Genomic DNA, 26,583 nt, shown 5'->3' on the forward strand with positions numbered 1-26,583 from the left:
GGCCGGTGCGGCCCGCGATCCCAGACCGTACTGGCGGTGGTCAACCGCCCGCACACCGGGAGCCCTCCCGTTCAGTCGTTGAGCACGTGGGCGAGCCGGTCGCGGAACCGCCGCTCCGACTCGGTCACCGTCTCGCCGCCGATGCCCAGCACCCCGCCGGTGCTCGCGGCGCCGACCACCTGTTCGGCGATGCCGACCAGCCAGTGCTTGTACGCCCCGGCCTCACCGTCGTCCACCCGGTCGGCGAGCAGTCGGGCCGCCGCACCCGCCCGGGCCAGTACGTCGGCGATCAGCGCCTGCGGGTCGGCCGGCTCGATCACCGGCAACTCCTCGCCGGTCTCCGGATCGCCGACCCGGCTGACCAGTTCCCCGGCGACCGCGGCGACCAGCGGGCTGGCCGACTCCCGGCCGGCGCTGATCGTCTCCAGCCCGGCGGCGTTCTCCGCCCGGGTCCGCCGTCCACCGTCGGACTCGGCCGCGCTGGCCGCGTTCAGCACCGCCTGCGGCAGCCCGACCAGCAGCCCCCATTCCTCGTCGGAGAACCCGAGTTCGGTGTACACCGGCAGTTCCGTCACGCTCTTGCCCCTCTCAACCTGCTGCCCGTCGGACCGGCGTCCGACGGTGGCGATCCTCAGCGCTGCTCGGCGGCCAGCAGACCCTGGTCGCTGACCACCGGCACCGACAACGTCTTGTAGCCGACACCGTCGAAGAGGACCGTCATCCGGTCCTGTTCGTACCCGAGTACCAGGCCGGCCCCCCATTCCGCGTGTCGCACCATACTGTGTACCGGGAACGGGCCGGCGGCGCCGTTGTCGGCGGTGCTGGTCCCGGCGTGGCAACTGTCGCAATGGCCACAGACGTCCGCCACATGCTCCCCGAAGTAGGCAAGCAGCGCCCGGGTGCGGCAACCGGTCGCCTCGGCGAAGGCCCGCATCATGTCGGTACGGGAGCGCTGCACGGTCTGGCGACGTCCGGCCGCCGCCACCGCGTCGGCGGCGGCCCGCGCCGGGTCCGGCGCGTAGAACGGACGAACGGTCTGGGTGCCGGCGACGGTACGGGCCGCGCCCACCTCCTCCAACAGGGCGAGCAGTTGGCTCAGTTTGCGGGCGCCAAGCCCGGTGCGGCGGCGCAGCTCGGCGCGGGTGGCCGGCTCGACGTCCAGCACCTCGGCGACGCCGCGCAACTCGTCATGATCAGGCGGGCTGGTGGTGAAGTACCGCTGCAGACCGATGTCCTCGGCCCGCCACAACAGCAGCGCGCGGGCCGGCCGGCCGTCCCGGCCGCCGCGCCCGATCTCCTGCAGATAGCTGTCGGGCGAGTCCGGCAGCGCGGTGTGCGCCACCCACCGTACGTCCGGTTTGTCGATGCCCATGCCGAACGCGGACGTCGCCACCATGACCGGCACCTGCCCGGCGAGGAACTCGTCGTGCAACTGCTGCCGGGCGGTGGCCGACATACCGGCGTGGTAGCAGCGGGCCGGGTAGCCGGCGGCGGCGAGCTGACCGGCCAGCTCCGTCGCGGCCCGCCGGGTCGGCACGTAGACGATGCCGGGCGGCTGTTCCACGTCGAGCAGGGCGACCAGCCGGCGCCACCGGTAGTCCTCGGTCGGACAGTGGGCGACCTCGAGGAACAGGTTGCCCCGGTCGAGTCCGGCCACCACCAGGTGCGGATCGGTCAGCCCGAGCCGGTGGACGATGTCGTCGCGCACCGGTGGCGAGGCGGTGGCGGTCAACGCCACCACGGCAGGGCGGCCCAACTGCTCCACCAGGTGGCCGACGGCCAGGTAGTCGGGTCGGAAGTCGTGCCCCCAGGCCGAGACGCAGTGCGCCTCGTCGACCGCGACCAGCGCCGGGGACAGCTGTCGTACCTCGGCCAGCCGGTCCGGGTCGCACAGCTGTTCCGGTGTGGTGAACAGGAACCTGGCCCGACCCGCACGGACGTCGTCGAGCGCCGCCCGTCGCTGGGCCGGGCTCTCCGCGGAGCTGATCCGTACCGCCCGCAGCTCGGCCTGGCCGCGCTGGTTGAGCGCGGCGATCTGGTCCTGCTGCAGCGCGAGCAGCGGAGAGATCACCACGGTCGGGCCGGGCAGCATGGTGGCCGGGATCTGGTAGACGGCCGATTTTCCGGCGCCGGTGGGCAGCACCACCAGGGCGTCGCGGCCCTTCAGCAGGGCCCGCATCGCGCCGAGTTGGCCGGGCCGCAATGCCGACCAGCCGAAGCGTTGGCGCGCCGCGCGGCGCAGCCGGGGCGAGTGCAGGGGCAGCTTCATCGGAAATCGTGGTTACCCGGCGCCGACCACCGCCAAACGGGCCGGGCGCTCCGGCGACCTGTCCGGCCGACCGGTCGGGGCGCTCGCCGGGCCGCGCTCACCGCCCTTTGCCGAACATCGCCCGTAGCGCGGCGATCAGGAGCAGGATGCCGAGGACGGCACCGACCACCTGGACACCGGGGATGTCCTGCCAGCTGGTCTCCTCGGCGGCGTACTGGACGAACGGATCCACTTACGCACTGTGCCACACCGGGGCCGCCCGGCGACAGACGGTGCCGTACGGCGCCGGCGTCGTCGCCGCAGGGCGGTCCCGGTTAATAGGAAGGTTTATTGACTAAAACTATCCGTGATGTGAACATGAGCCGCATGGTCGATTCCAGTCCCAGTGTGCGGCGGATGGCGGCCACCGTGCTGCAGCCCGGGTTCATCGGCACCAGCCCACCGGACTGGGTGCGCCGGTGGGTCGCCGACGGGTTGGGTGCCGTGGTGCTGTTCGCCCGGAACGTCCGCGACCCCGAACAGGTCGCCGCGCTCACCGCCGCGCTGCGCGCCGAACGGCCGGACGTGCTGGTCGCCATCGACGAGGAAGCGGGTGACGTGACCCGGATCGAATCCGGACACGGCAGCTCCCGACCCGGCAACCTGGCCCTCGGTGCGGTCGACGACCCGGAACTGACCCGGAGGGTCGCCCACGATCTCGGTCTGGAGCTGGCCGGCGCGGGAGTCACCGTCAACTACGCCCCGGTTGCCGACGTCAACTCCAATCCGGACAACCCGGTGATCGGGGTACGCGCGTTCGGCGACGATCCGCACCTGGTGGCCCGGCACACGGCCGCCTGGATCCGCGGGCTGCAGGACGCCGGAGTCGCCGCCTGCGCCAAACACTTCCCCGGACACGGCGACACCAACGTGGACTCGCACGCCGCCGTACCGCGCATCGACGCCGACCGGATCCGGCTGGACGCGGTGGAGCTGACCCCGTTCCGGGCCGCCATCGCCGCCGGCACCCGGACGATCATGACCGGACACCTGCTCGTCCCGGCGATCGACCCGGCCAACCTGGCCACCCTCAGCCGTGCGGTCCTGGTCGACCTGCTGCGGGACCGGCTCGGGTTCACCGGCGCGGTGATCACCGACGGAATCGAGATGCGGGCGGTGACCCGGCGCTTCGGTCTGGCCGGCGCGACCGTCCGGGCGCTCGCCGCCGGGGTCGACGCCGTCTGCGTGGGCGGCGAACACGCCGACGAGGAGACCGTCCGGCGACTGACCGACGGGATCGTCGACGCGGTCGTCACCGGACAGCTGCCGGCCCAGCGGCTGGCCGAGGCGGCGGAACGGATCCGGCAGCTGGCGGACTGGTCGGTGCGGCACCGCCGACCGGACGGAATCGGACCCGTACCGGGTGGTAGCGGACCCGTACCGGGTGGCAGCGGGTCCGACACGCTGGCGTCCGCCGGACCGCCGCCCGGCCCGGTGCGGTCCGCCGTCGGGCTCGCCGCCGCCCGGCGCGCGCTGCGGATCCGGGCTGCGACCCGGCTGCCGCTGACCCGACCCGCGTACGTGGTGGAGTTCGCGCCGCCGCACAACATCGCCATCGGGGCCGAGACCCCGTGGGGCATCGGCCAGGCCCTGGCCACGCTGCGGCCCGGGACGCTCACCGTCCGACTGACCGAGCGGGATCTCGACGCGTCGGCGGGTCCGTCAACGGCAGCCGACGTTCCTGGCCGACCGGTTGAGCCGCTGGACACCGCGCTGCTCGCCGCCCGTCACCACGCCCTCGTCCTGGTGGTCCGCGACCTGCACCGGCATCGGTGGATGTCGGTGGCGGTCGACCGCGCGCTCGCCGTCCGACCCGACGCCGTCGTGGTCGAGATGGGGGTACCGGTGCGGGTCGCCGGTGACGTCCACCTGTCGACCTACGGGGCGAGCTGGGCGAACAGCCGGGCCGCCGCCGAGTGGCTGGCCGGTTGGCAGACGCCGGTGGCCAGGACCGGCACGCCGGGTCCGACCGGGTCGGGTCCAACGGTGCCAGGTCCGACGGTGCTGCCCGGCCCGACCGGGCCGGACCCTACGGCGGACCGGTCAGCCGCTGATCCGCAGGATCCGGTCGTCGTCGCCGGTGGGTGAACCGCGCCCGTCCCGGTTCGAGGTGAGCACCCACAGGCTGCCGTCCGGCGCCACCGCCGCGTGCCGCAGCCGGCCGTACTCGCCACTGAGCAACGTCTCGGCGTCGGTGCCGTCCGGGGCGACCCGGTACAGCCGCTGGCCACGCAGGCACGCCAGCCAGAGCCGGCCCTGGTGGTGGGCGAGACCGCTGGGGGAGGCGTCCCGGGGGGCCCAGGTGGCCACCGGATCGATGAACTCCGCCCGGTCGGCCACCCCCTCGACCTCCGGCCAGCCGTAGTTCCCGCCGGCCTCGATTCGGTTCAGTTCGTCGTGCCGGTTCTGCCCGAACTCGCTGGCGTACAGCTGCCCGGCCGGATCCCAGGCCAGTCCCTGCACGTTGCGGTGGCCGAAACTGAACACCGGTGATCCCGCTAGCGGGTTGTCTGCCGGTACGGTTCCGTCCGGCTGCACCCGCAGGATCTTGCCGGCCAGCCCGGTTGGGTCCTGCGCGGCTCCCCGCTCGCCAGCGTCGCCGGTGCCGACGTACAGCATCCCGTCCGGACCGAAAGCGATCCGGCCGCCGTTGTGGGTCGGTGCCCGGGGAATCCCGGTCAGCACCGGCTCAGGGGGCGTCGTCGGGCCGTCGGGCCCGAGCTGGAACCGGACGACCCGGTTGTCAGCGGTGCCGGTGTAGTAGAGGTAGACCCAGCCGTCGGCGGCGTGCTGCGGGGACACCGCCACGCCGAGCAGGCCGCCCTCCCCGTCCGGGACGACCTCGTCGACCCGGGTGATCTCCCGGGTGCTGCCCTGCGCGTCTACGGCCAGCAACCGGGCGGTGTCCCGCTCCGTCACCAGTGCGGTGCCGTCCGGCAGGAACGCGAGGTCCCACGGCGCGGCGAGTCCGGTCGCGACGACGTCGACGTCGGTCGACGCCTCGGGCGCGTCGGAGATCGTCGGGTCGCTGAACCAGCCGAGCCAGCCGCCCGCCGCCACCACCGTGGCGGCCAGCACGAGCACGCCGACCACCGCGACCGCCGTACGCGCCCTGCCGGGCCAGCGCCGCTCAGTCACCGGCGACCAGCTCGGCGAACTCCGGATGCCGGTCGATGTACGCGGCGATGAACGAGCACTGGGGAACCACCCGTTCGCCCCGGTCGCGGAGCTCGCTGAGCAGGCCGTGGGCGAGGGCGTCACCGGCACCCCGTCCCCGGTACGCGGGATCGATCTCGGTGTGCGTCACGGTCACCGCCGCCGGGCCCGGCCGGTAGCTGGCGAACCCGGCCAGGCCGTCGTCGATCAGGATCTCGAACCGGTTCCGCGCCGGGTTGTCCTCCACCAGCACTGTCACGGTCGGACACCTCCTCGGTCAGGGGCCGACTTGGTCAGGCCGACTCATCGGCAGGCCGGCACGGCTTCGAGCCTAACCGTCGGCCCGCCGGCGGGCGCGGCGGCAGGCCGGCGGCGGTGCGGCGGCAGGCCGGCGGCGGGCCGATGCTCCGGGGCACCGTCACGAGCGCCAAGTACGCTTGTCCGGTGACCATCGCACCCCTGCTGTCATCGGCTTCCCGCGCCTCCCGATCCACCAGATCCGGCCGGCGGGCCGGCGCCATCTCCCGCGTCGCCGGTCTGGCCGCCGGGTTGCTGTTCGGCGCGGCGCTGCTCGCCGGTTGCAGCTCCGAGGGTGCCAGCACCGACTGTGGGCTGGACGCCTGCACGGTGACTTTCTCCCGGGGAGTCGAGGCCAGCGCCAGCTTTCTCGGCGTCGAAGCCCGGTTGATCGGGGCCGAGGGCGACCGGGTCACTGTCGAGGTGGCCGGCGAGCAGGTCACCCTGACCGTCGGCGAGCAGGCCACCGAGGTCGGCGGATTCGACGTGAGCCTCGAGCGGGTGACCGACTCGGAGGTGGCGATCCGGGTCGCCCGGCAGCTGGGCTGACCACCGGTCGGGCACGTTTGGCGGTGGCGCTGACCGGTCATATGGAGCGCCATGCCGAACACCAGGGATGCGCAGCGCACCGCTCATCAGGTTGGTAACAGTCGATCGTTGGAGCTGCTCGCCAGAGCCGGTTTCCTCGGGTACGGCCTGGTCCACCTGCTGGTGGCCTGGCTGGCGTTGCAGATCGCCTTCGGCCGCCCGGCCGCTGACGGGGACCAGTCCGGCGCGTTGCGTACCCTCGCCGCGCAGCCGCTCGGCGGGGTGCTGCTGATCGCCGTCGCGGTCGGGTTGGCCGCGATGGCGGTGTGGCAGGGCATCGAGGCCGCCGTGGGGCACCGTACCGAGCGGGGTAACAAGCGGACGTTCGAGCGGGTCCTGTCGGTCGGTCGGACCGTGGTCTACCTGTCCTTCGCCTGGACCGCCGTCCAGGTGTTCCGTGACGCCAACGCCGACACCGCCGACCAGCAGCAGGCGCTGAGCGAACGGGTGATGTCCGCTCCCGGCGGTCGGTGGCTGGTCGGGTTCGTCGGCGTGGTGGTGGTCGGCATCGGTGTCGGGATGGTCGTCAACGGCGTCACCCGGCGGTTCGCCGAACAGCTGCGGACCGGGGCGATGAGTGCCCGGGTGCGGACGGTGGTCTGTCGGCTGGGTACGGCCGGCTACGTCGCCAAGGGCATCGCATACGGCACCGCCGGGGCACTGGTGGTGACCGCTGCCGTCCAGTTCGACCCGGAGCAGGCCCGGGGCCTGGACGCAGCCCTGCACACCCTGCGCGAGCAGGCGTTCGGGTCTGTCCTGTTGGCACTGGTGGCGGCCGGCTTCGCGGCCTTCGGTGTCTACTGCTTCGCCCAGTCCCGCTACCGAAAGGTGTGACATACCGCCCATGGCAGGACCCGCCTTCACGCGGCATCATTGACGTTTTGTCACTGTTGATGGCGATGTGAAGGAGGATCCTTTCGTGCATCCGGTTGTCTGGACGGTGCTCGTCACGGTCGCGGCGGCGCTACTCGCGGTGACCGTGGTGGCGATCGGCCACCGGGTCGTCCGGCGTCTCGGCCGACGTTCCGTACTGCTCGCCGAGGTCTCGACCCACGCGCACCGGGCGACGCTGGTGGCCGCCACGGTGACGGCCATCCAGCTCGCGGTCCGGTTCTCGACCGGCTACGGGGTCGGTGAGCCGTGGCGGCGTACCACCTTGCACTTGCTGGTCCTCGCGATGATCGCGGCGTGCGCCTGGCTGGTCGGGGCGCTGCTGCTGGCCATGGAGGACACCACGCTGGCCCGGTTCCGCACCGACGTGCCGGACAACCGGCACGCCCGCCGGTTGCACACCCAGGTGGTGATGCTGCGCCGGGTCACCATCGCGGTGATCGTCATCCTCACCGTCGGGGTGATGCTGATGACCTTCCCGGCGGTACGCGGTGTCGGCGCGAGCCTGCTCGCCTCCGCCGGGGTGATCGGTGTGGTCGGCGCGCTGGCCGCGCAGAGCCTGCTGAGCAACGTCATCGCCGGCCTGCAGTTGGCCTTCAGCGACGCGGTACGCATCGACGACGTCGTGGTGGTCGAGGGCGAGTGGGGCCGGATCGAGGAGTTGACGCTCAGCTACGTGGTGGTGCACATCTGGGACGACCGGCGACTGATCCTGCCCACCTCGTACTTCACCACCACGCCGTTCCAGAACTGGACCCGGACCAGGGCCGCGGTGCTCGGCACCGCCGAGTTCGACCTGGACTGGTCGGTCCCCGTCCAGGCCATGCGCGAGGAACTGCGCCGGCTGGTGGAGGGAACCGAGCTGTGGGACGGCCGGGTCTGCGTGTTGCAGGTGACCGAGGCGACCGGCGGCACGGTCCGGCTGCGGGCACTGGTCAGCGCCGCTGACTCGCCGAGTCTGTGGGATCTGCGGTGCCAGGTCCGCGAACACCTGGTCAGGTGGGTCCGCGAACACCGACCGACCGCACTGCCCCGGTGGCGGGCCGAGGTCGGCGACGGGGACAGTCTGCTGGACTGGCTGGACGTGCGGCGCCGGTCGGCCACCGGCGGGCAGCGCAACGGCCGTCACCCGGTCGCGCCGGTCATGACCACCGCTGCCGGCGGGCACGAGGTACCCGACGACGCCCGGCTGTTCGGCGGTGACGCCGAGGGCGACGCCCGCGCGTCGGTCTTCGTCGGACCCGAGGAACCCGTCGTTGCTGATCGCCGCCAGCAGGATTGACCGAGGTCCGGGCCGGGCATAGAGCGGCGAACAGCGGGAAAGGAGGCACCATGGCCGACACTTTGCACCGGCCGCCGGCCGAGCGGTCCACCGCGGAACTCGTGCAGCAGGCCGGTGAGCAGATATCGCGACTGGTGCGCGACGAACTCGCACTCGCCCGTGCCGAACTGACCGAGAAGGGCAAGCACGCCGGACTTGGTATCGGGCTTTTCGGCGGTGGCGGGGTCGTCGCGCTCTACGGCCTCGGTGTGCTGATCGCCGCCGGCGTGCTGCTGCTCGCCCAGGCCTGGCCGCCGTGGCTGGCCGCCCTGGCCGTCGCGGTGCTGCTGTTCCTGGTCGCGGGCGTGCTGGCGCTCGCCGGGCGACGACAGGTCCGTCAGGCGGCGCCGCCGGTGCCGACGGCGGCGGCGGACAGCGTACGGGCGGACGTGACAGTTCTCGGCGCGGCGATGAAGCGGGGGCGGCAGTCGTGACATCGCACAACGGCAGGTCCGGCAACGGCACCGGCGATCTCGACCTGCTCCGGGCCGAGATCCGGCAGACCCGGGCCGAACTGGGCCAGACGGTGCAGGCGCTGGCTGCGAAGACCGACGTGAAGAGCCGGCTGCGGCTGGGGGCCGACCGGGCCCGGCTGCGGCTGCGGGATTCGGCCCGTCAGGCGGCGGCCACGGCGCGCCGGCCCGACCGGCGTACCGTCGCGGTCCCGGCACTGGTGGTGGCCGGCACGGTGGTGACGGTGGTATTGGTGTGGTTGACGAGGAGAGGGAGGCGCGGGTGAGCAAACCGGTCAACAAGTTGGCCTACCGACCGGTCGGCCTGGTGCTCGGCCTGGCGGCGGGTGCCCTGGCCGGGGCGATATTCCGGCAGGTGTGGAAGCTTGCCGCCGGCGACGACGAGGCGCCCAACGCCATCGACGAGGAGCGTGGTTGGGGCGAGGTGCTGGCCGCGGCCGCACTGCAGGGGGCGATCTTCTCAGTTGTCCGGGCCGCTGTGGACCGCGGCGGCGCGACCGGGGTGCGCCGGCTCACCGGCCGTTGGCCGTCGTGAGCGCCACCGCTGGTCAGAGGCGCGACGACCCGGCCGGACCGGGCCCGGGCGACGACCAGATTCGGGCACGCCACGAGGGCGTGAACGGCGTCTCAGGTCACATGTCGGAGACGTTCGTCAGGTAGGCTGTGCGAAGTTTTTGCGTACGTGGTTTGCTGTCCACGCTGTTGCGAGACAGCGTGGGTTGAGAGAAGTCCTCCTTCACCGGGGGCCACCTCAGGCGCCGCTGCTCGAAAACGGCCAACCGGCCGCACGGCGTGCTTGGCCGCCAGTTTCAGAAGGAGATACACATGGCGCAGGGAACCGTGAAGTGGTTCAACGCAGACAAGGGCTTCGGCTTCATCACCGTCGACGGCGGGGGTGCTGACGTGTTCGTCCACTTCTCGGCCATCCAGACCAGCGGCTACCGCACGCTGGAGGAGAACCAGCGGGTCGAGTTCGAGATCGCCCAGGGCCAGAAGGGTCCGCAGGCCGAGCAGGTCCGCCCGATCTGACCTCGGTCGCCGGTGCCGTCCGGCGGTCGGGCTGGCACCGACCCGCGAAGGTCGTGACGAGGGCCCCGTTGTTCCGGCCGGAACAACGGGGCCCTCGCTCGTGCGCGACTGGGCCCCTGCCCCTGCCCGTGCGCAGCGCCGGGCGGCGGGTCACCACCGGTGGTGCACCTGCGGCCGGACCAGGTCGTCGTAGACCTCCCGCACCGCCCGCTGGGTGGCGTCGTCCAGCGGGGTGAGCTCCGCGGCCGCCGCGTTCCCTTTCGCCTGGGCCGGGTTGCGGGCACCGGGGATCGCCACCGTCACCCCGGGCTGGTCCAGGATCCAGCGCAACGCGAACTGGGCCATGGTGGCCTGCGGCGGTACCAGCGGGGCGAGCCGACGCACGGCGGCCAACCCGGTGTGGAAATCGACCCCGGAGAACGTCTCACCGACGTCGAAGGCCGAGCCGTCCCGGTTGAAGGTGCGGTGGTCGTCGGCGGCGAAGCTGGTGTTCTCGTCGTACCGGCCGGAGAGCAGGCCACTGGCCAGCGGTACCCGGGCGATGATCCCGACCCCGGCGGCGGCAGCGGCCGGCAGCACCCGCTCCAGGGGCTTGAGCCGCAACGCGTTGAGGATGATCTGCACGCTGGCCACGCCCGGCCGGGCGATCGCGGCCAGTGCCTCGTCGACCGTCTCCACGCTCACGCCGTACGCGGCGATCCGCTGCTCGGCGACGAGGGTGTCCAGCGCGTCGTAGACCGCGTCGGTGCGCAGCACCTCGGTCGGCGGGCAGTGCAGCTGGACCAGGTCGAGGCGGTCCACCCCGAGGTTCGCCCGGGACCGGTCGGTCCAGGCCCGGAAGTTGTCCAGCACGTACGCGGACGGGTGCTGCGCTACCCGACGTCCCATCTTGGTGGCGACGAACAGATCGTCGCCGGCCGACTCCCGCAAGAACCGGCCGATGATCCGTTCGCTGCGCCCGTCGCCGTACACGTCGGCGGTGTCCAGGAAGGTGGTGCCGGCCTCGACGGCGGCGGTGAGCGTCGCCGCCGCCTCGTCCTCGGTGACCGTCCCCCAGTCGGCGCCGAGCTGCCAGGCACCCAGACCGATTGCCCCTACCGTGCGGCCGAGCCGCGGAAACGTACGCTTGTCCACCGGGCGAGCCTAGACGACCGCCCGAACGGTACGCTCGGCGCAGCCGGGCCCCCGCCGGGGATGTCCGTTTCCCCGAGGAGGTCGAACGCCACGGTGAGCCAGCAACCGTCGTCTCCGCCCACGCTGTCGGAGGCTCCGCCCGTACTGTCGGACTTCATCGCCGGGCTGCCGAAAGTCGAGTTGCACGTGCACCATGTCGGGTCGGCGTCGCCGCGGATCGTCGCCGAGCTGGCCCAGCGGCACGAGGGGCGGTCCCCGGTCCCCGCCGACGAGGCCGCGTTGGCCGACTACTTCGTGTTCCGCGACTTCGCCCATTTCGTCGAGATCTACCTGAGCGTGGTCGATCTGGTCCGCGACGACGAGGATGTCTGGGTGCTCACCCACGAGGTGGCCCGCGAGTTGGCCGCCCAGCAGGTCCGGTACGCCGAGCTGACGGTGACGCCGTACTCGCACGTACGGCGCGGCATTCCCGCGCCCGCGTTCTGCGCGGCGATCGAGGACGCCCGGCGACGGGCCCGCGCCGACTTCGGCATCGAGCTGCGCTGGTGTTTCGACATACCGGGGGAGGCAGGGCTGCCGGCGGCCGAGGAGACGCTGCGGATCTGCCTCGACGAGGCCCCGGACGGTCTGATCAGTTTCGGTCTGGGTGGGCCGGAGATCGGCGTCCCCCGGCCCCAGTTCAAGCCGTACTTCGACCAGGCCCGGGCGGCCGGGCTGCATTCGGTGCCGCACGCTGGCGAGACCACCGGGCCGGAGACGGTCTGGGACGCGCTGCGCGAGCTGGGCGCCGAACGGATCGGCCACGGCACGTCCAGCGTGCGGGACCCGGAGCTGATGGCGTTCCTGGCGGAGCGGCGGATTCCGCTGGAGGTGTGCCCGACGTCCAACCTGCGCACCGGTGCGGTGCCGCAACTGTCCGCGCACCCGCTCGCCGACATGGTCGCCGCCGGCCTGCTGGTGACGATCAACTCCGACGACCCACCGATGTTCGGCACCAGCCTCAACCAGGAGTACGCGGTGGCCGCGTCCCTGCTGCAGGCCGGCCCGCAGCAACTCGCCGGCCTGGCCCGCGACGCGGTGACCGCCTCGTTCCTGCCCGCCACCGAGCAGCGGCGGCTGCGGGACGAGATCGACGGCTACCTGGCGTCGGCCGGCTGAGCCGCCGCCTGCGCCGGGCTATCTACTGGCGCAGGTCGCGTAGCCCGGGTCCTGCCAGCAGGCGAGGACCGCGACCACCAGCGCGGCGATCACCGCCACCCAGCGCAGCACCTGCCGCGCGGTGATCGGCGTGGCTCCGTCCTCGTCGACGGTGGGTGACCCAGCTGGCGGTGACCCGACGGCGTACGTACCCGACGGTGGCTCAGCGGCCGGCGGTGGCGCAGCGGCTGACGGTGACACGTCGACCTGCCTCTGTCCAGGGTGGGCGCGCGGCGGGACATCGGTGTTGGGGGACCGGGCCCCGCCGCGCGCAAGCGTCCCTGGACTGGGGATTCGGGACGGTACTGCGGGTGAGTCGTCCAGGAACGCCGATGGGTTCGGAGCAGATGCTGCCATCCGGCGCGGGGCGCGCGGAACGACGTTAACCCAGACCTAAGGAATACTTGTGCCGGCGAAGACCCGGCCGTGATCTGCCGGTCAGCGCGGCGTAGGCCGGCGACGGGTGCGGCCCCGCTCCCGCTCCCGGTCGCGTTCCCGGGCCAGCCGGCCGACCAGCCCGAACCGGCTCACCGGGCGGGGCGGGGCGGCCTCGGCGTCGGCGAGCAGCATCACCACGCTCGCCCCACCGAGCCGCGCCCGGTCCAGGCTGACCGACCCGTTCGCCTGCAACGCCACCCGGCGGGCGATGTCCAGGCCGAGTCCGGTGGAGCCCTGGTCGCTGGCCCCGCGCCGCAGCGCCCGGTCCGGGTTGGCGATGCCCGGCCCGGCGTCGTCGACCCGGATCGCCACGTACCCGTCCCGGCGGGACACCGCCACCTCGAACGCGGTGCCCTGCGGCGTGTACCGGAACACGTTGCCGAGCACCGCGTCGAGCGCGGCCGCCAGCTCGGCCCGGGGCACCGGCACCGGGGTCCGCAGCTGCGCGCCGATCACGTTGTACGGCCGGTTCTGGTCGCCGGCCAACGCCGACCAGAAGACCATCCGGTCGCGAACCACCTCGGCGACGTCGCAGCTGCCCTGGCCGACCTCCTGGGTGACCGTCTTGCGGGTCGTGTTGATCAGAACGTCGACCTCGCCCTCCAGGGTGACGATCGCCTGACGGATCCGGCGGATCGTCCGTCGCCGGTCCAGCTCGGCCTCACTGAACGAGCCGACGCTGGTGTCGTCGGAGTCGAGCGCGTCGGCGTCCAGCCGCAGTACGGTCAGCGGGGTGCGTAGCCGGTGGGACAGGTCGGCGACGAGTTCACGTTCGTCGGTACGGGAGGTGACCAGCCGGTCCGCCATCCGGTTGAAGGCGTACCCGGCCTCGGCCAGCTCGCGTGGCCCGTCCGGCTGGATGCGTACCGCCAGATCTCCGTCACCGACCGCCATCGCCGCGTCGACCAGCCCTTTCGCCGCGGCGACGGCGCGCGCGGCGATCCGGTCCACGACGATGACCGAGCAGACGACCAGACCCGCGGCGATGCCGCCCAGCAGCAGCCAGGTGCCGGCCGCACCCCGGTTGAGCTCGCCGTCGGCGACGAAGACCTCGACGACGGTGACCGCGTCACCGACCGTGACCGGCTCCAGGTGCAGCACCCCGCCGTCGGTCGCCACCACCGTCGGCCCGGTGCCGGCGGCGGCCTCGGTGACCTGCTGGCTGGTCGCCCGTACGGTGCCGGCCAGTTCGAGCCCGTGCACCACCGGCTGCCGGTCGGCGCTCTCGCCGAGACCGGCCACGGCCCGGCGGACCCCCTCCGGGTCGTTGCTGACCGCCAACGCGCCGCGCACCACCGCGGCACGCCGGGCCGCGTCGGCCAGTGCCTGCTCGCGGGTCTCCCGCTGCAGCTGCAGGCCGAGCGGGATCAGGAAGACCAACGCGATGATCGATGCCATGCCGGCCCCGAGGTAGGCCAGCGCCAACCTCAGTCCGGTACCACCAGCCGGAAGCCGACCCCCCGCACGGTGCGCAGGTAGCGCGGCTTCGCTGCGGATTCGCCCATTTTGCGGCGAAGCCAGTAAAGATGCACGTCGATGGTCTGGTCCTCGCCGACCGACGGCTGCCGCCATACCTCCTCCAACAGCTCCCGGCGGGACACTACCCGACCTGGGCGGGCGGCCAGATAGGCCAGCAGGTCGAACTCCTTGCGGGTCAGCGCCAGGGCCTCGCCGTCCAGCGTGGCGCTGCGTTCGCCGACGTCGACCCGCAGCCCACCCACCTGGTGCACGGCGGGCGGCACCGACCGGCTCGCCCGGCCGGCCCGGCGCAGCACCGTGGTGATCCGGGCGTCCAGATGCGCACCGGTGAACGGCTTGACCATGTAGTCGTCGGCACCGGCCCGCAGCAGCCGGACGATCGCCTGCTCGTCGTCGCGGGCGGTGGCGATGATGATCGGCACGTCGGTGATGCCGCGCAGCATCCGCAACGCGTCCGACCCGTCCAGGTCCGGCAGACCCAGGTCGAGAACCACCAGGTCGGGGGTTTCCGCGGCGACCCGGCGTAACGCGTCCAGGGCGGTGCCGACCGCATGGACCGCGTGCCCGCGGTCGGCCAGCGAGCGCAACATGGCGCCGCGCACAACGTGGTCGTCTTCGACCAGGAGCACCGTAGCCACCTCACGACCGTACTGCCCCTGGCAAGTCGGTGGTGACCGCGGCCACCGCGCACGGTGGCGCAGTCCGACGTACGCCGCGGTCCGGTCGACGCCGATCGCTGAGTCGCCGCTGCCGACGATGACTCAGGGCAGCCGCAACACCCAGCGGTACGCCTGCACCAGCCCGGTGTCGAAGCCGGCCGCCGACCCCCACAGGAAGATCCGGAACCGCCGGTACATCGGCTCCCCCCAGCGCTGCACCACCTCGTCCCGGGCGAGGTCCAGCCGCCGGGCCCATTCCCGGCAGGTCAGGTAGTAGTTGTGCCGGTCGTCGGCGATGCTGCACAGCTCGAACGGGGAGCGGGCGACGTGCCGCAGGTACTGGTGCAGCAGCAGCGGCGCCGACCGGCCCGGATAGATGTAGCGCTTCATGAACGCCGACGCGACGTGCTTGCGCCGCATCGCCAGCGCGTCGAGGTAGACCCGCCCGCCGGGCCTGAGCAGCTCCGCGTACTTGCGCAGGCTGCGGCGGTAGTCCGGCAGGTGCTCGGTCACCCCCATGTTGACGATCGCGTCGTAGCGACGCTCGTCGGTGAAGCCGAAGATGTGCTGCCGCACCACCCGTACGTCGAGTTGTTCCCGCTCGAACAGGTCGACGAGGTAGCGTTCCGACTCCTTGGACAGGGTCGTGGTGGTCACCTCGATGCCGTGCCTGGCCGCGTGTTCGGCGAACGCACCCCAGCCACCGCCGACCTCCAGCACCCGGTCACCCGGCTTGACCCCGATCGCCTCCAGTGCCAGGTCCATCTTGCGGGTCATCGCGTCCTCGAGCGGCTCGTCGTCGGCGGCGAACACCCCCTCCGTGTAGCAGCGGTGCCGGGTGTCGAGGAAGGTCAGGAAGAACTCCGACTCCGAGTCGTAGTGGTGGGAGATCGCCCGCCGGTCGTCCTCCCGCCGGCCGCGCAGCAGCCCGGTGAAGACGCCGGAGAACCGGGCCACCGGATGCAGATCGGTGAAGAACGCCCGCATCCGCAGCGCGGCGGACAGGTCACCCTCGACGTCCAGCCAGCCCTGCAGGTACGCCACGGCGACCGCGAACTGGTCCAACGCGGCCAGCGCTCGGGCGCCACGGGGGTGGCGTACGGCGATGGTGAACTGCGGATCGCCCGGGCCGAAGCGGTGCTCTATCCCGGCGACGTCCAGTACGGCGAACGGCACCGGCCGCCGGCTGGCGAAGAATGAGTCGTATCGGCGCCGCAGAGCGCCGACCATGTCGGTGGCAGCCACGGCGTCAATCTAACGCCGGAACCGGGTTGACGTCAGGCGTTGCAACAGGACCGACACCCGGTCACGCCGACGGGGGGCGATAGCATCATGGCCGGCCGGGCCCGCCCCGGCTACCGGAGCACCGTCGCCGGCCCGTGCCGGACCACCGATCCACCGAGCCACCGTACGTACCGATTCATCGACCGTGAGGAGTCCGTCGTGTCCGCAAGCGCAGCCAGTCCCCAGGCCGAACCCGTCGTGGTCCCGGCCGGGACCACGGCCGCGGACGCGATCGCCGCCGCCGGTCTGCCGGTGAACGGCCCGAAGGCGATCGTCGTGGTCCGCGACCCCGACGGCACCCTGCGCGACCTGGACTGGTCGCCGGACGCCGACACCGGTGTCGAGCCGGTGGCCCTGGACTCCCCGGACGGGCTCGCGGTGCTGCGCCACTCCACCGCGCACGTGCTGGCCCAGGCGGTGCAGGATCTGTTCCCGGAGGCCAAGCTGGGTATCGGCCCGCCGATCACCAACGGCTTCTACTACGACTTCGACGTCGCCCAGCCGTTCCAGCCCGAGGACCTGGACAAGCTGGAAAAGCGGATGCAGGAGATCATCAAGTCCGGGCAGCGGTTCCGGCGGCGGCGGTTCGCCGACCTCGACGCCGCCCGGGCGGAACTCGCCGACGAGCCGTACAAACTCGAGCTGGTCGACGTCAAGGGCACCGCCGACTTCGACGCCAGCGAGGTGATGGAGGTCGGCGGCGGCGAGCTGACCATCTACGACAACCTCGACCCGAGCTCCGGTAAGACCTGCTGGTCGGACCTGTGCCGGGGCCCGCACCTGCCGTCCACCCGGCTGATCGGCGCGGTCAAGCTGATGCGCAGCGCGGCGGCGTACTGGCGGGGATCCGAGCGCAACCCGCAGCTGCAGCGGATCTACGGCACCGCCTGGCCGACCCGCGACGCGCTCAAGGCGTACCTGAAACTGCTCGACGAGGCCGCCCGCCGTGACCACCGCAAGCTCGGCGCGGACCTCGACCTGTTCAGCTTCCCGGACGAGATCGGCTCCGGGCTGGCGGTGTTCCACCCCAAGGGCGGCATCATCCGTCGGGAGCTGGAGGACTACTCGCGCCGCCGGCACGAGCAGGCCGGGTACGAGTTCGTCTACTCCCCGCACATCAGCAAGTCCCAGCTGTTCGAGACCTCGGGGCACCTGCCGTACTACTCCGACACCATGTTCCCGCCGGCGGAGATGGAAGGCGCGCAGTACTACCTCAAGGCGATGAACTGCCCGATGCACAACCTGATCTTCCGGTCGCGGGGGCGGTCGTACCGGGAGTTGCCGCTGCGGCTGTTCGAGTTCGGCACCGTCTACCGGTACGAGAAGTCCGGCGTGGTGCACGGGCTGACCCGGGTGCGCGGGTTGACCATGGACGACTCGCACATCTACTGCACCCGGGAGCAGATGCCCGGCGAGCTGCGCTCGCTGCTCGCCTTCGTGCTCGACCTGCTGCGCGACTACGGACTCGACGACTTCTACCTGGAGCTGTCCACCCGCGACGACTCGGACAAGTTCATCGGCGACCCGGCCGAGTGGGCCGACGCCACCGAGACCCTGCGGCAGGCGGCCATCGACTCGGGTCTGGAGCTGGTGCCCGACCCGGGCGGCGCGGCCTTCTACGGCCCGAAGATCTCGGTGCAGGCCCGTGACGCGATCGGCCGGACCTGGCAGATGTCCACCATCCAGCTGGACTTCAACCAGCCGAAGCGGTTCGGCCTGGAGTACCAGGCCGCCGACGGCACCCGGCAGCAGCCGATGATGATTCACCGGGCGTTGTTCGGCTCGATCGAGCGGTTCTTCGGCATCCTCACCGAGCACTACGCCGGCGCGTTTCCGGCCTGGCTGGCGCCGGTGCAGGTGATCGGCATCCCGATCCGTACCGACCACGGCGACTACCTGGCCGAGTTCGTTGCCATGCTGCGGGCCGAGGGCATCCGGGCCGAGGTGGACTTCTCCGACGACCGGATGCAGAAGAAGATCCGCACCGCCCAGCAGCAGAAGGTGCCGTTCATGGCGATCGCCGGCGACGCCGACGTGTCGGCCGGGACCGTCTCCTTCCGCTACCGTGACGGTTCACAGCGTAACGGAGTGCCGTTGGCTGAGGCGGTGGCGCACGTCGTCGACGTGGTGCGGTCCCGGACCAACGTCAACCCGACTGCGACCGTACCCGACAGTCAGCCGGGGTCCGACGGGCAGCCGGGGTCCGACGGGCAGTGAGCCGGCCTGCCGTCGGGTGAGTCCGGTCGGCCGAGCCCGTACGATCATGGGGTGACTGGCACGACCGGACAACCGGGCCCGGATGGCCTGGAACGACTCTGGACTCCGCACCGGATGGCGTACATCTCCGGCGCGGACCGGCCCGACGGCGGCTACGACTCGCCGACCGGCTGCCCGTTCTGCCTGGCCCCCGGCCGACCGGCCGAGCAGAGTCTGGTGGTGGCCCGGGGCGAGCGGGTCTTCGCCGTGCTCAACCTCTACCCGTACAACCCCGGTCACCTGCTGATCTGCCCGTACCGGCACGTCGCGGACTACCCGGAGCTGGACCGGGCCGAGACCGCCGAGCTGGCCGAGTTCACCCAGACCGCGATGCGGGTGATCCGCGCCGTGAGCAGCGCGCACGGCTTCAACATCGGGATGAACCAGGGTGGGGTCGCCGGTGCCGGCATCGCCGCCCACCTGCACCAGCACGTGGTGCCCCGGTGGGGCGGAGACGCCAACTTCATGCCGGTGATCGGCCGTACCAAGGTGCTGCCGCAGCTGCTCGCCGACACCCGCGACCTGTTCAGCGGGGCGTGGCCGGCCAACTGACCGGCCACGCCCGGCCCGGCCGTCACCGGCTGGTCGGTGCCGGCTCGTAGCGGGCGAACGCCCGGCGGAACGTGCCGGCACCTCCGGTGATCGAGCGCAGCTCCACCGCGTACCGCAGCAGCTCGGTCGCCGGCACCTCGGCGCGGATCACCGTCCGGTCGCCGGAGTCGTCGTCGCTGGTGGTGCCGAGCACCCGGGCGCGTCGGCCGGCCAGGTCGCCGAGCACCGACCCGACCGCACCGTTCGGCACCCGCACCATGATCGCATCGACCGGTTCCAGCAGCGTCGGCCGGCCGGTGGTGGCCGCGTCCCGCAGGGCCAGCGCCCCGGCGGTCTGGAACGCCGCGTCCGACGAGTCGACCGGATGTGCCTTGCCGTCCACCAGGGTCACCCGCAGGTCGACCACCGGATGTCCGCTGACCACGCCCCGGTCCATCTGGGCCCGTACGCCCTTCTCCACCGACGGGATGTAGTTGTGCGGCACCGCCCCGCCGACCACCCGGTCGACGAACTCGAAGCCGCTGCCCTCCGGAAGCGGCTCCACCTCGATGTCGCACACCGCGTACTGTCCGTGCCCGCCGGACTGCTTCACATGCCGTCCGTGCCCCCGGGCCGGCGCGGTGAACGTCTCCCGCAGCGGCACCCGGACCGGCTCGACGTCCACCTCGACGCCGCCGGAGCGCAGCCGGTCCAACAACACGTCGGCGTGCGCCTCGCCCATGCACCACAGCACCAGTTGGCGGGTCTCGGCGTTGCGTTCCAGCCGCAGCGTCGGATCACCGGCGACCAGCCGGCCCAGGTTGCGGGCCATCGCGTCCTCATCCGACCGGGTACGGGCGACGACCGCCACCGGCAGCAGTGGTTCGGGCATCTCCCACGGCTCGACCAGCAGCGGATCCGTGGCCGCCGAGATGGTGTCACCGGTCTCCGCGCTGCCCGACTTGGTCAACGCGCAGATGTCCCCAGCGACGCAGAACTCGACCTCCCGCAGCTGGGCACCCAGTGGGCTGTAGATGTGCGCCGCCCGTTCATCGGCGTCGTGGTCGGGGTGGCCCCGCTGGCTGAGGCCATGCCCGGCCACGTGCACGGTACGGTCGGTGCGCAGCGTGCCGGAGAAGACCCGGACCAGCGACACCCGGCCGACGTGCCGGTCGACGGTGGTCCGGACCACCTCGGCGACCAGCGGACCGGCCGGGTCGCAGCCCAGCGGCGGCCGGGGCGTGCCGTCCAGCCCGGTCACCGCAGGCAGGGTGTGCTCGGGCGGTGCCGGGAACGCGGCGGTCAACAGCCACAGCAGCGCGTCGAGCCCGACCCCGGTGTGGGCGCAGACCGGCAGCACCGGATGGAAGTGGCCCCGGGCCACCGCCGTCTCCAGGTCGTCGACCAGCATTTTCGGGTCGAGCTGCTCGCCGGCGAGGTACCGGTCGAGCAGGGTCTCGTCCTCGCTCTCGGCGATGATCCCCTCGATCAGTTCGTCGCGTGCCTCGGTGATCGCCGGCAGGTGCTCCGGGTCCGGCTCCCGCACCTGCGGGGGATGGCCGGTCGAGTAGTCCAGCACCTGCCGGGCGAGCAGGTCCAGCAGCCCGGCGATGCCCACCCCGTCGTCGGCGAGCATCGGCAGGTGCAGCGGCAGCACGTTGTCGCCGAAGACCCGCTGACACAACGCGACGGTCTCGTCGACGTCGGCGCGCGGATGGTCGAGCCGGGTGAGCGCCACCGCCCGGGGCATGCCGACCGCCGCGCACTCCTCCCACAGCGCGGCGGTGGCCGCGTCCATCCCGTCCGCCGCGCAGACCACGAACAGCGCGGCATCGGCGGCGCGTAGCCCGGCCCGCAGCTCGCCGACGAAGTCCGCGTACCCCGGGGTGTCCAACAGGTTGACCTTGACGTCGCGGTGGAACAGCGGCGCGCAGGTCAACGCGACCGAGCGTTGCTGGCGTATCGCGGCCGGGTCGTGGTCGCAGACCGTCGTGCCGTCCGAGACCTGCCCCGCCCGGCTGATCGTCCCGGTGGCGGCCAGCAGCGCCTCGATCAACGTGGTCTTGCCGGCACCGGAGTGCCCGACCAGCACCACGTTGCGGATCCGGTCGGGATCGGTGACCACCGCAACGGACCCGGCGGGCCCCCTGTCGTGGTTCTTCTGCGCCATGACTGCGCACCTCCTGGCTGCCTGACTGGGTGGGGTGACCGCGCTGCGGACCAGGCCGTGCTCCGGTCCTGACCGGAACGGCCGGCCGGGACCGCAGAGGATGACCGCGGGGTGATTCCGCGGCGACATCTTCAGACGGGCGGGACCTGCTCGGTAACGTGAACCGTGCCCGGGTGAGCTCGCTCACGTTCACGTGTCGATCCCACACCCGCGACGCGCCGTACACAAGTCCGGCGCGCGAGGTGACCGCCACCGGTTCACGTTCGTGGCCACCGTGCCGACCCTTTCCGTCGACCGTTATCGTGGGACCGCCATGGCGAAGATCTTCAGAGTGTCCGTCCGCGCGGGCATGACCCGGGTGATCGAGCCGGTAGCCCGCGGACTGCTCGGCGCAGGGATATCGCCGAATGCGGTCACGGTCGCCGGCACCGTCGGTGTGCTCGTCGGGGCGATCGGCTTCGGCGCCCGTGGCCACCTGATCACCGGTCTGGTGATCGTCACGCTGTCCGCCCTGACCGACGTGCTGGACGGCACGATGGCCCGGCTACGCGGCGGATCGAGCACCTTCGGCGCATTCCTCGACTCGAGCATGGACCGGATCGCCGATGGGGCGATCTTCGGCTCGGTGGCGTACTGGCTCGCGGTCAGCGGCAACCGGGCGGGTGCGGTCGCGGCGCTGATCTGCCTGGTCGCCGGCGGCATCGTGTCCTACGTGAAGGCGCGCGCCGAAGGGCTCGGGATGACCTGCAACGTCGGCGTCGCCGAACGGGCCGAGCGGCTGATCCTGGTCGGCGTCGGCGGTCTGCTCAGCGGCCTCGGTGTCGGCTGGGGGCTGCCGGCCGCGCTCTGGTTGCTCGCCGCGCTGTCGCTGGTGACGATCTGGCAGCGGATCGCCCACGTCCACCAGCAGACCGCCGCCGCAGCGGGCTCCCGGGAGGCGGCGCAGGGCGTGGACGCGTGACCCCGGTCGAGCTCGGCTACGCGGCGGCCTGGCGGCTGATCCGGACGCTGCCGCGGCCGGCCGCCGCCGCCCTGTTCCGCGTCGGCGCCGACCGGGCGCACCGGCGCGGCGCGGCGTCGGTGCGCCGGCTCGCCGCCAACCTGCGCCGCGTGGTCGGCCCGGATCTGCCGGCGGCCGAGTTCGACCAGCTCACCCGGGACGCGGTGCGTTCGTACGCCCGGTACTGGATGGAGATGTTCCGGCTGCCGTCACTCAGCCGGCAGCAGCGGCTCGCCGGTTTCCACCTGGCCGGTGGGGAGATGCTCGCCGCCAACGTGGCCGCCGGCCGGGGCTCGGTGGTGGCACTGCCGCACGCCGGCAACTGGGACGCGGCGGGTGCCTGGGTGGCGGCCAACGACTGGCCGCTGACCACGGTCGCCGAACGGCTGCGACCGGAAGGCGTCTACAACCGGTTCGTCGCCGTCCGGCAACGACTCGGCATGGAGATCATCCCGGCCACCGGCGGTCCCCGGCCGCCGTTCGACGTCCTGCTCGACCGGCTCGACGCCGGCCACGTCGTGCCGCTGCTGGCCGACCGTGACCTGTCCGCCCGGGGTGTCGAGGTCAGCTTCTTCGGCGGCCGGACCCGGATGCCGGCCGGCCCGGCGCTGCTCGCGCTGCGTACCGGTGCCCCGCTCTACGTCACCACCATGTGGTTCGAGCCGGACCGCGCACACGGCGCGTTGGACGGGCCGGTGCCGCTGCCCGACCCGTCGGTCGGCCCGCTGGACGTGCGGGTCCGCCTGCTGACCCAGCAGATCGCCGACCGGCTGGCGGCCGGTATCGCCCGCCACCCGCAGGACTGGCACATGATGCAGCGGCTGTGGCTGGACGAGCGGCCCGACCCCGACCGGGACCGGTCGGGCAGCGCGGCCACCGGGCCGGGATGAGCGGGGGGCCACCGTGCGGATCGGCATCGTGTGCCCGTACTCCTTCGACGTCCCCGGAGGGGTGCAGAACCACGTCGTCGACCTCGCTGAGGCGCTGATCGATCTCGGCCACGAGGTGAGCGTGCTGGCACCGGCGGACGAGGACGCCGCGCTGCCGCCGTACGTGGTGGCCGCCGGCCGCTCGGTGCCGGTGCCGTACAACGGCTCGGTGGCCCGGGTGAGTTTCGGCCCGGTGGTCACCGCCCGGGTCCGGCGCTGGCTCAACCGTGGCCAGTTCGACGTGCTGCACGTGCACGAGCCGTTCGCGCTCAGCGTCAGCCTGCTCGCGGTGCTCTGCGCCAGGGGTCCGGTGGTGGCCACCTTCCACACCGCGATGACCAGGTCCCGGGCGCTGGCCGCCGCGCAGGGCATGCTGCAGCTGGTGCTGGAGAAGATCACCGCCCGGATCGCGGTGTCGGCGCTGGCCCGCAGGGTGCAGGTCGAACACCTCGACGGCGGCGCGGTGGAGATCCCCAACGGGGTGGCGGTGGCGAAGTACGCCAGCGCCGAGCCGCTGCCCGGCTGGCCTGGCGACTGCGGTCCGGGCACCGGCGGCACGCTCGGCTTCCTCGGCCGGTTCACCGAGCCGCGCAAGGGCTTCGGTCTGCTCCGTGAGGCGTTCGTCGCGCTGGCCCCGGACCGCCCCGGGCTGCGGCTGCTGGTGGCCGGTCCGGGCCGGCCCGACGACCTGTACGCCGCCGTCCCGGCCGGGCTGCGCGACCGGGTGACCTTCCTCGGGCTGGTGTCGGAGCCGGACAAGGCCCGGATGCTGCGCAGCGTGCACCTCTACGTCGCGCCGAACATCGGCGGTGAGTCGTTCGGCATGATCCTCACCGAGGCGATGGCCGCCGGCGCGGCGGTGGTCGCCAGTGACCTGGACGCGTTCCGCCGGGTGCTCGACGACGGCCGGGCCGGGGAACTGTTTCCCACCGGTGACCCGGTGGCGCTGCGCCGGGCCGTCGCCCGGCTGCTGGACGACACGCCGCGCCGGGAAGCGCTCGCCGGCCACGCCCGGCAGGTGGTGGCGACCTTCGACTGGCCCGCGGTGGCCCGCCAGGTGCTGGAGGTGTACGCCGCCGCGATCGAAGCCACCGACGGGCGGGTGCTCTACCAGGAGTGGGCGGAGCCACCATGATCGGGTCCACGGGGCCTACGCCGGCGGCACTACGATGCCGGGAATGCGGTGGGTGGTCGGTGTGAGCGTCGCGGTCGTCCTGCTGTCGGCGTACCTCACCTGGACCGCGGCCCGGGTGGACCGGCTGCATGTCCGGGTGGCGGCGGCCGCCCGGGCGCTCGACGCGCACCTGCTGCGCCGGGCGGCGGCCGCTGCGGTGCTCGCCGAGGAGCAGTACGCGGTGGAGCTGTACGCGGCGGCCCGGATCGCGTTGGACGCCGCGTCGCCGGAGGAACGTGAGGCCGCCGAGAACGACCTCACCCGGCAGTTGCGGGCGACGGCGCTGACCAGCCCGGATCCGGCGACCGAGGCGGTGGTGGTGGCCAGCCGCCGGCTGGTGCTGGCCCGTCAACTGCACACCGATCTGGTCCGCGACGCGTTGCTGGCCCGCCGGCGGCCGCTGGTGCGGCTGCTGCGCTTCGGCCGCCGGCACGACGAACCCCGCTACTTCGACATCGACGATCCGACCCTTACCCGGGTGGTGGATCCGACCCGCCGGTGATCGCGCCTACCCGCCGGTGACCTGGGGCTGTTTGCCGGTGATCTGGGCCACAGGGCAGGCCACCGGGTTGTCGATTGGCTGTCGGTGGACCCTGCCGGCGGGCGTAGCATCCCAGACGTACCCCTGTCGCGCACTTCGCCGAGGAGCCGATCCGCCGTGTCCGAGACCCCCGCTGCTCAGGCCGCCACCCCGGGCGCCGTCGCGCCCGCCTCCGTCACCGGTACCGCCTCCGTCACCGGCACCGCCCGGGTCAAGCGCGGCATGGCCGAGATGCTCAAGGGCGGCGTGATCATGGACGTGGTCACACCCGAGCAGGCCAAGATCGCCGAGGACGCCGGGGCGGTCGCGGTGATGGCCCTCGAACGGGTGCCCGCCGACATCCGCGCCCAGGGCGGCGTGTCCCGGATGAGCGACCCAGACATGATCGACGGCATCATCGAGGCGGTCTCCATCCCGGTGATGGCCAAGGCCCGGATCGGGCACTTCGTCGAGGCCCAGGTGCTGCAGGCGCTCGGCGTGGACTACGTCGACGAGTCCGAGGTCCTCACCCCGGCCGACTTCGCCAACCACATCGACAAGTGGGCGTTCACCGTGCCGTTCGTCTGCGGTGCCACCAACCTCGGTGAGGCGCTGCGCCGGATCACCGAGGGCGCCGCGATGATCCGCTCCAAGGGCGAGGCCGGCACCGGCGACGTCTCCAACGCCACCACCCACATGCGGCGCATCGGCGCCGAGATCCGCCGGCTGACCTCCCTGTCGCCCGACGAGCTGTACGTCGCGGCGAAGGAGCTGCAGGCCCCGTACGACCTGGTCCGGGAGGTCGCCGAGACCGGGAAGCTGCCGGTGGTGCTGTTCACCGCCGGCGGTATCGCCACCCCGGCGGACGCGGCGATGATGATGCAGCTCGGCGCCGAGGGGGTCTTCGTCGGCTCCGGCATCTTCAAGTCCGGCAACCCGGCCCAGCGGGCGGCGGCGATCGTCAAGGCCACCACCTTCCACGACGACCCGGACGTGCTCGCCAAGGTCTCCCGTGGGCTCGGCGAGGCGATGGTCGGCATCAACGTCGACGACATCCCGGTGCCGCACCGTCTCGCCGAGCGCGGCTGGTGACCGGCGCGGCCCAGCCGGCTCCCGACGCGCGGGTGCGGGTCGGCGTACTGGCGCTGCAGGGCGACGTCCGCGAGCACCTGCGGGCGCTGACCGAATGCGGTGCCACCGCCCGCCCGGTCCGTCGCCCCGAGGAGCTGGAGCAGGTCGACGCGCTGGTGGTGCCCGGCGGCGAGTCGACCACGATCAGCAAACTGGCGGTCGAGTTCGACCTGCTGGAGCCGATCCGCAAGCGGATCGCCGCCGGGATGCCGGTGTACGGGTCCTGCGCCGGCATGATCATGCTGGCCGACGAGATCCTCGACGGCCGGCCTGACCAGCGGTCCTTCGCCGGCATCTCGATGGCGGTGCGGCGCAACGCGTTCGGCCGGCAGGTGGATTCCTTCGAGGCTCCGGTGGCCATCGACGGTGTCGACGGCCCGCCGTTCCACGCGGTTTTCATCCGCGCGCCATGGGTCGAACGGGTCGGCGAGGACGTCGAGGTGCTGGGCCGGGTAGCCGCCGGAGCGGCCACAGGTAGGATTGTCGCGGTTCGGCAGGGCAATCTGCTCGCCACGGCCTTCCACCCAGAGCTGACCGGCGACCGTCGGGTGCACCGACTGTTCGTGGAGATGGCCGTCGCGGCAGGCTGACCCCGCAGGTGGGAAGCGACGGAGGTGC

At 72.5% G+C, this 26,583-nt stretch carries 28 protein-coding genes; 17 read left to right on the top strand and 11 right to left on the bottom strand.

Annotation, left to right across the window (positions count from 1 at the left end):
- Positions 1-71: 71 nt before the first annotated feature.
- The 3 genes from O7629_RS08800 to O7629_RS08810 form a co-directional block, all read right to left on the bottom strand.
- Positions 72-575, bottom strand: coding sequence for a hypothetical protein (locus O7629_RS08800; protein ID WP_278168568.1), 504 nt, complete (start codon positions 573-575; stop codon positions 72-74).
- Between the two features lie 56 nt (positions 576-631).
- Positions 632-2,269 (bottom strand): RecQ family ATP-dependent DNA helicase, encoded by a 1,638-nt coding sequence (locus O7629_RS08805; RefSeq protein WP_278168570.1) that lies wholly within the window; start codon positions 2,267-2,269, stop codon positions 632-634.
- 97 nt (positions 2,270-2,366) lie between these two features.
- Positions 2,367-2,501 (bottom strand): hypothetical protein, encoded by a 135-nt coding sequence (locus O7629_RS08810; protein WP_278168571.1) that lies wholly within the window; start codon positions 2,499-2,501, stop codon positions 2,367-2,369.
- A 125-nt stretch (positions 2,502-2,626) separates the two neighbouring features.
- Between O7629_RS08810 and O7629_RS08815 the strand changes: the two genes are divergently transcribed.
- On the top strand, positions 2,627-4,396 hold the full coding sequence (locus O7629_RS08815; protein WP_278168572.1) for a glycoside hydrolase family 3 protein: 1,770 nt from the start codon (positions 2,627-2,629) through the stop codon (positions 4,394-4,396).
- On the opposite strand, the gene O7629_RS08820 is transcribed toward O7629_RS08815, so the two are convergent.
- A complete protein-coding gene (locus O7629_RS08820; protein ID WP_278168574.1) occupies positions 4,352-5,446 on the bottom strand; it encodes a PQQ-dependent sugar dehydrogenase in 1,095 nt (364 codons plus the stop codon). The two genes, O7629_RS08815 and O7629_RS08820, sit on opposite strands and share 45 nt — an antisense overlap.
- Positions 5,439-5,723 carry a GNAT family N-acetyltransferase gene (locus O7629_RS08825; RefSeq protein WP_278168576.1) on the bottom strand — a complete coding sequence of 95 codons (285 nt, stop codon included), beginning with the start codon at positions 5,721-5,723 and terminating at the stop codon, positions 5,439-5,441. Before O7629_RS08825 ends, O7629_RS08820 begins: the two co-directional genes overlap by 8 nt.
- A 260-nt stretch (positions 5,724-5,983) precedes the next feature.
- Between O7629_RS08825 and O7629_RS08830 the strand changes: the two genes are divergently transcribed.
- From O7629_RS08830 to O7629_RS08860, 7 genes are all read left to right on the top strand, one after another.
- Positions 5,984-6,310, top strand: a complete 327-nt coding sequence (locus O7629_RS08830) for a hypothetical protein (protein ID WP_278174460.1) — start codon at positions 5,984-5,986, stop codon at positions 6,308-6,310.
- A 108-nt stretch (positions 6,311-6,418) separates the two neighbouring features.
- A complete protein-coding gene (locus tag O7629_RS08835) occupies positions 6,419-7,183 on the top strand; it encodes a DUF1206 domain-containing protein (protein ID WP_347403660.1) in 765 nt (254 codons plus the stop codon).
- An 85-nt stretch (positions 7,184-7,268) separates the two neighbouring features.
- Positions 7,269-8,522 (top strand): mechanosensitive ion channel domain-containing protein, encoded by a 1,254-nt coding sequence (locus tag O7629_RS08840; RefSeq protein ID WP_278168578.1) that lies wholly within the window; start codon positions 7,269-7,271, stop codon positions 8,520-8,522.
- A gap of 50 nt (positions 8,523-8,572) precedes the next feature.
- Positions 8,573-8,995, top strand: coding sequence for a phage holin family protein (locus O7629_RS08845; RefSeq protein ID WP_278168579.1), 423 nt, complete (start codon positions 8,573-8,575; stop codon positions 8,993-8,995).
- Positions 8,992-9,300: a DUF3618 domain-containing protein gene (locus O7629_RS08850; protein ID WP_278168580.1), complete on the top strand. Its 309-nt coding sequence runs from the start codon at positions 8,992-8,994 to the stop codon at positions 9,298-9,300. Before O7629_RS08845 ends, O7629_RS08850 begins: the two co-directional genes overlap by 4 nt.
- The gene (locus O7629_RS08855) at positions 9,297-9,569 is read left to right on the top strand and encodes a DUF4235 domain-containing protein (protein ID WP_123601092.1); all 273 of its coding nucleotides are present in this window, start codon (positions 9,297-9,299) and stop codon (positions 9,567-9,569) included. Before O7629_RS08850 ends, O7629_RS08855 begins: the two co-directional genes overlap by 4 nt.
- Positions 9,570-9,859: 290 nt before the next feature.
- Positions 9,860-10,063, top strand: coding sequence for a cold-shock protein (locus O7629_RS08860; RefSeq protein WP_007075740.1), 204 nt, complete (start codon positions 9,860-9,862; stop codon positions 10,061-10,063).
- Positions 10,064-10,213: 150 nt separating this feature from the next.
- On the opposite strand, the gene O7629_RS08865 is transcribed toward O7629_RS08860, so the two are convergent.
- Positions 10,214-11,197, bottom strand: a complete 984-nt coding sequence (locus tag O7629_RS08865) for an aldo/keto reductase (protein WP_278168581.1) — start codon at positions 11,195-11,197, stop codon at positions 10,214-10,216.
- A gap of 144 nt (positions 11,198-11,341) precedes the next feature.
- On the opposite strand from O7629_RS08865, the gene O7629_RS08870 reads away from it, so the two are divergent.
- Positions 11,342-12,355: an adenosine deaminase gene (locus O7629_RS08870; protein WP_278174461.1), complete on the top strand. Its 1,014-nt coding sequence runs from the start codon at positions 11,342-11,344 to the stop codon at positions 12,353-12,355.
- 18 nt (positions 12,356-12,373) lie between these two features.
- On the opposite strand, the gene O7629_RS08875 is transcribed toward O7629_RS08870, so the two are convergent.
- The 4 genes from O7629_RS08875 to O7629_RS08890 all read right to left on the bottom strand — a co-directional run bounded on the left by O7629_RS08875 (position 12,374) and on the right by O7629_RS08890 (position 16,215).
- Positions 12,374-12,595 carry a hypothetical protein gene (locus tag O7629_RS08875; RefSeq protein WP_278168582.1) on the bottom strand — a complete coding sequence of 74 codons (222 nt, stop codon included), beginning with the start codon at positions 12,593-12,595 and terminating at the stop codon, positions 12,374-12,376.
- A gap of 237 nt (positions 12,596-12,832) precedes the next feature.
- Positions 12,833-14,230, bottom strand: coding sequence for a HAMP domain-containing sensor histidine kinase (locus O7629_RS08880; RefSeq protein ID WP_278168583.1), 1,398 nt, complete (start codon positions 14,228-14,230; stop codon positions 12,833-12,835).
- A gap of 29 nt (positions 14,231-14,259) precedes the next feature.
- Entirely contained in the window at positions 14,260-14,949 is a 690-nt protein-coding gene (locus O7629_RS08885) for a response regulator transcription factor (RefSeq protein WP_123601096.1), read from the bottom strand.
- A gap of 123 nt (positions 14,950-15,072) precedes the next feature.
- Complete coding sequence (locus O7629_RS08890) at positions 15,073-16,215, bottom strand: class I SAM-dependent methyltransferase (protein ID WP_278168586.1); 1,143 nt, start codon at positions 16,213-16,215, stop codon at positions 15,073-15,075.
- Positions 16,216-16,413: 198 nt separating this feature from the next.
- Between O7629_RS08890 and thrS the strand changes: the two genes are divergently transcribed.
- Positions 16,414-18,471, top strand: a complete 2,058-nt coding sequence (gene thrS, locus O7629_RS08895; protein WP_278168587.1) for a threonine--tRNA ligase — start codon at positions 16,414-16,416, stop codon at positions 18,469-18,471.
- Between the two features lie 114 nt (positions 18,472-18,585).
- Positions 18,586-19,062 (top strand): HIT domain-containing protein, encoded by a 477-nt coding sequence (locus tag O7629_RS08900; protein ID WP_278174462.1) that lies wholly within the window; start codon positions 18,586-18,588, stop codon positions 19,060-19,062.
- Positions 19,063-19,084: 22 nt separating this feature from the next.
- Here O7629_RS08900 and O7629_RS08905 read toward each other — a convergent pair whose 3' ends face one another.
- A complete protein-coding gene (locus O7629_RS08905) occupies positions 19,085-21,211 on the bottom strand; it encodes an elongation factor G-like protein EF-G2 (RefSeq protein WP_278168588.1) in 2,127 nt (708 codons plus the stop codon).
- A 313-nt stretch (positions 21,212-21,524) separates the two neighbouring features.
- On the opposite strand from O7629_RS08905, the gene pgsA reads away from it, so the two are divergent.
- From pgsA to pdxT, 6 genes are all read left to right on the top strand, one after another.
- A complete protein-coding gene (gene pgsA, locus O7629_RS08910; protein WP_278168589.1) occupies positions 21,525-22,172 on the top strand; it encodes a phosphatidylinositol phosphate synthase in 648 nt (215 codons plus the stop codon).
- Positions 22,169-23,101, top strand: coding sequence for a phosphatidylinositol mannoside acyltransferase (locus tag O7629_RS08915; RefSeq protein WP_278168590.1), 933 nt, complete (start codon positions 22,169-22,171; stop codon positions 23,099-23,101). Before pgsA ends, O7629_RS08915 begins: the two co-directional genes overlap by 4 nt.
- Positions 23,102-23,114: 13 nt before the next feature.
- Positions 23,115-24,275: a glycosyltransferase family 4 protein gene (locus tag O7629_RS08920; RefSeq protein WP_278168591.1), complete on the top strand. Its 1,161-nt coding sequence runs from the start codon at positions 23,115-23,117 to the stop codon at positions 24,273-24,275.
- A 34-nt stretch (positions 24,276-24,309) separates the two neighbouring features.
- The gene (locus tag O7629_RS08925; protein WP_278168593.1) at positions 24,310-24,816 is read left to right on the top strand and encodes a hypothetical protein; all 507 of its coding nucleotides are present in this window, start codon (positions 24,310-24,312) and stop codon (positions 24,814-24,816) included.
- Between the two features lie 156 nt (positions 24,817-24,972).
- Positions 24,973-25,926 carry a pyridoxal 5'-phosphate synthase lyase subunit PdxS gene (pdxS, locus tag O7629_RS08930; protein WP_278168594.1) on the top strand — a complete coding sequence of 318 codons (954 nt, stop codon included), beginning with the start codon at positions 24,973-24,975 and terminating at the stop codon, positions 25,924-25,926.
- Positions 25,927-25,958: 32 nt separating this feature from the next.
- Positions 25,959-26,555, top strand: a complete 597-nt coding sequence (gene pdxT, locus O7629_RS08935; RefSeq protein WP_278174463.1) for a pyridoxal 5'-phosphate synthase glutaminase subunit PdxT — start codon at positions 25,959-25,961, stop codon at positions 26,553-26,555.
- Positions 26,556-26,583: the final 28 nt, after the last annotated feature.

This window comes from Solwaraspora sp. WMMD792 (genome assembly GCF_029626105.1).
GTDB lineage: Bacteria > Actinomycetota > Actinomycetes > Mycobacteriales > Micromonosporaceae > Micromonospora_E.

Excerpts from the sequence above, each read along its gene's own strand:
- O7629_RS08805 (WP_278168570.1), bottom strand. The coding sequence starts at position 2,269 with ATGAAGCTGCCCCTGCACTCGCCCCGGCTGCGCCGCGCGGCGCGCCAA.
- O7629_RS08815 (WP_278168572.1), top strand. The coding sequence starts at position 2,627 with ATGAGCCGCATGGTCGATTCCAGTCCCAGTGTGCGGCGGATGGCGGCC.
- O7629_RS08845 (WP_278168579.1), top strand. The coding sequence starts at position 8,573 with ATGGCCGACACTTTGCACCGGCCGCCGGCCGAGCGGTCCACCGCGGAA.
- O7629_RS08860 (WP_007075740.1), top strand. The coding sequence starts at position 9,860 with ATGGCGCAGGGAACCGTGAAGTGGTTCAACGCAGACAAGGGCTTCGGC.
- O7629_RS08880 (WP_278168583.1), bottom strand. The coding sequence starts at position 14,230 with ATGGCATCGATCATCGCGTTGGTCTTCCTGATCCCGCTCGGCCTGCAG.
- O7629_RS08900 (WP_278174462.1), top strand. The coding sequence starts at position 18,586 with ATGGCGTACATCTCCGGCGCGGACCGGCCCGACGGCGGCTACGACTCG.
- O7629_RS08905 (WP_278168588.1), bottom strand. The coding sequence starts at position 21,211 with ATGGCGCAGAAGAACCACGACAGGGGGCCCGCCGGGTCCGTTGCGGTG.
- pgsA (WP_278168589.1), top strand. The coding sequence starts at position 21,525 with ATGGCGAAGATCTTCAGAGTGTCCGTCCGCGCGGGCATGACCCGGGTG.
- O7629_RS08925 (WP_278168593.1), top strand. The coding sequence starts at position 24,310 with ATGCCGGGAATGCGGTGGGTGGTCGGTGTGAGCGTCGCGGTCGTCCTG.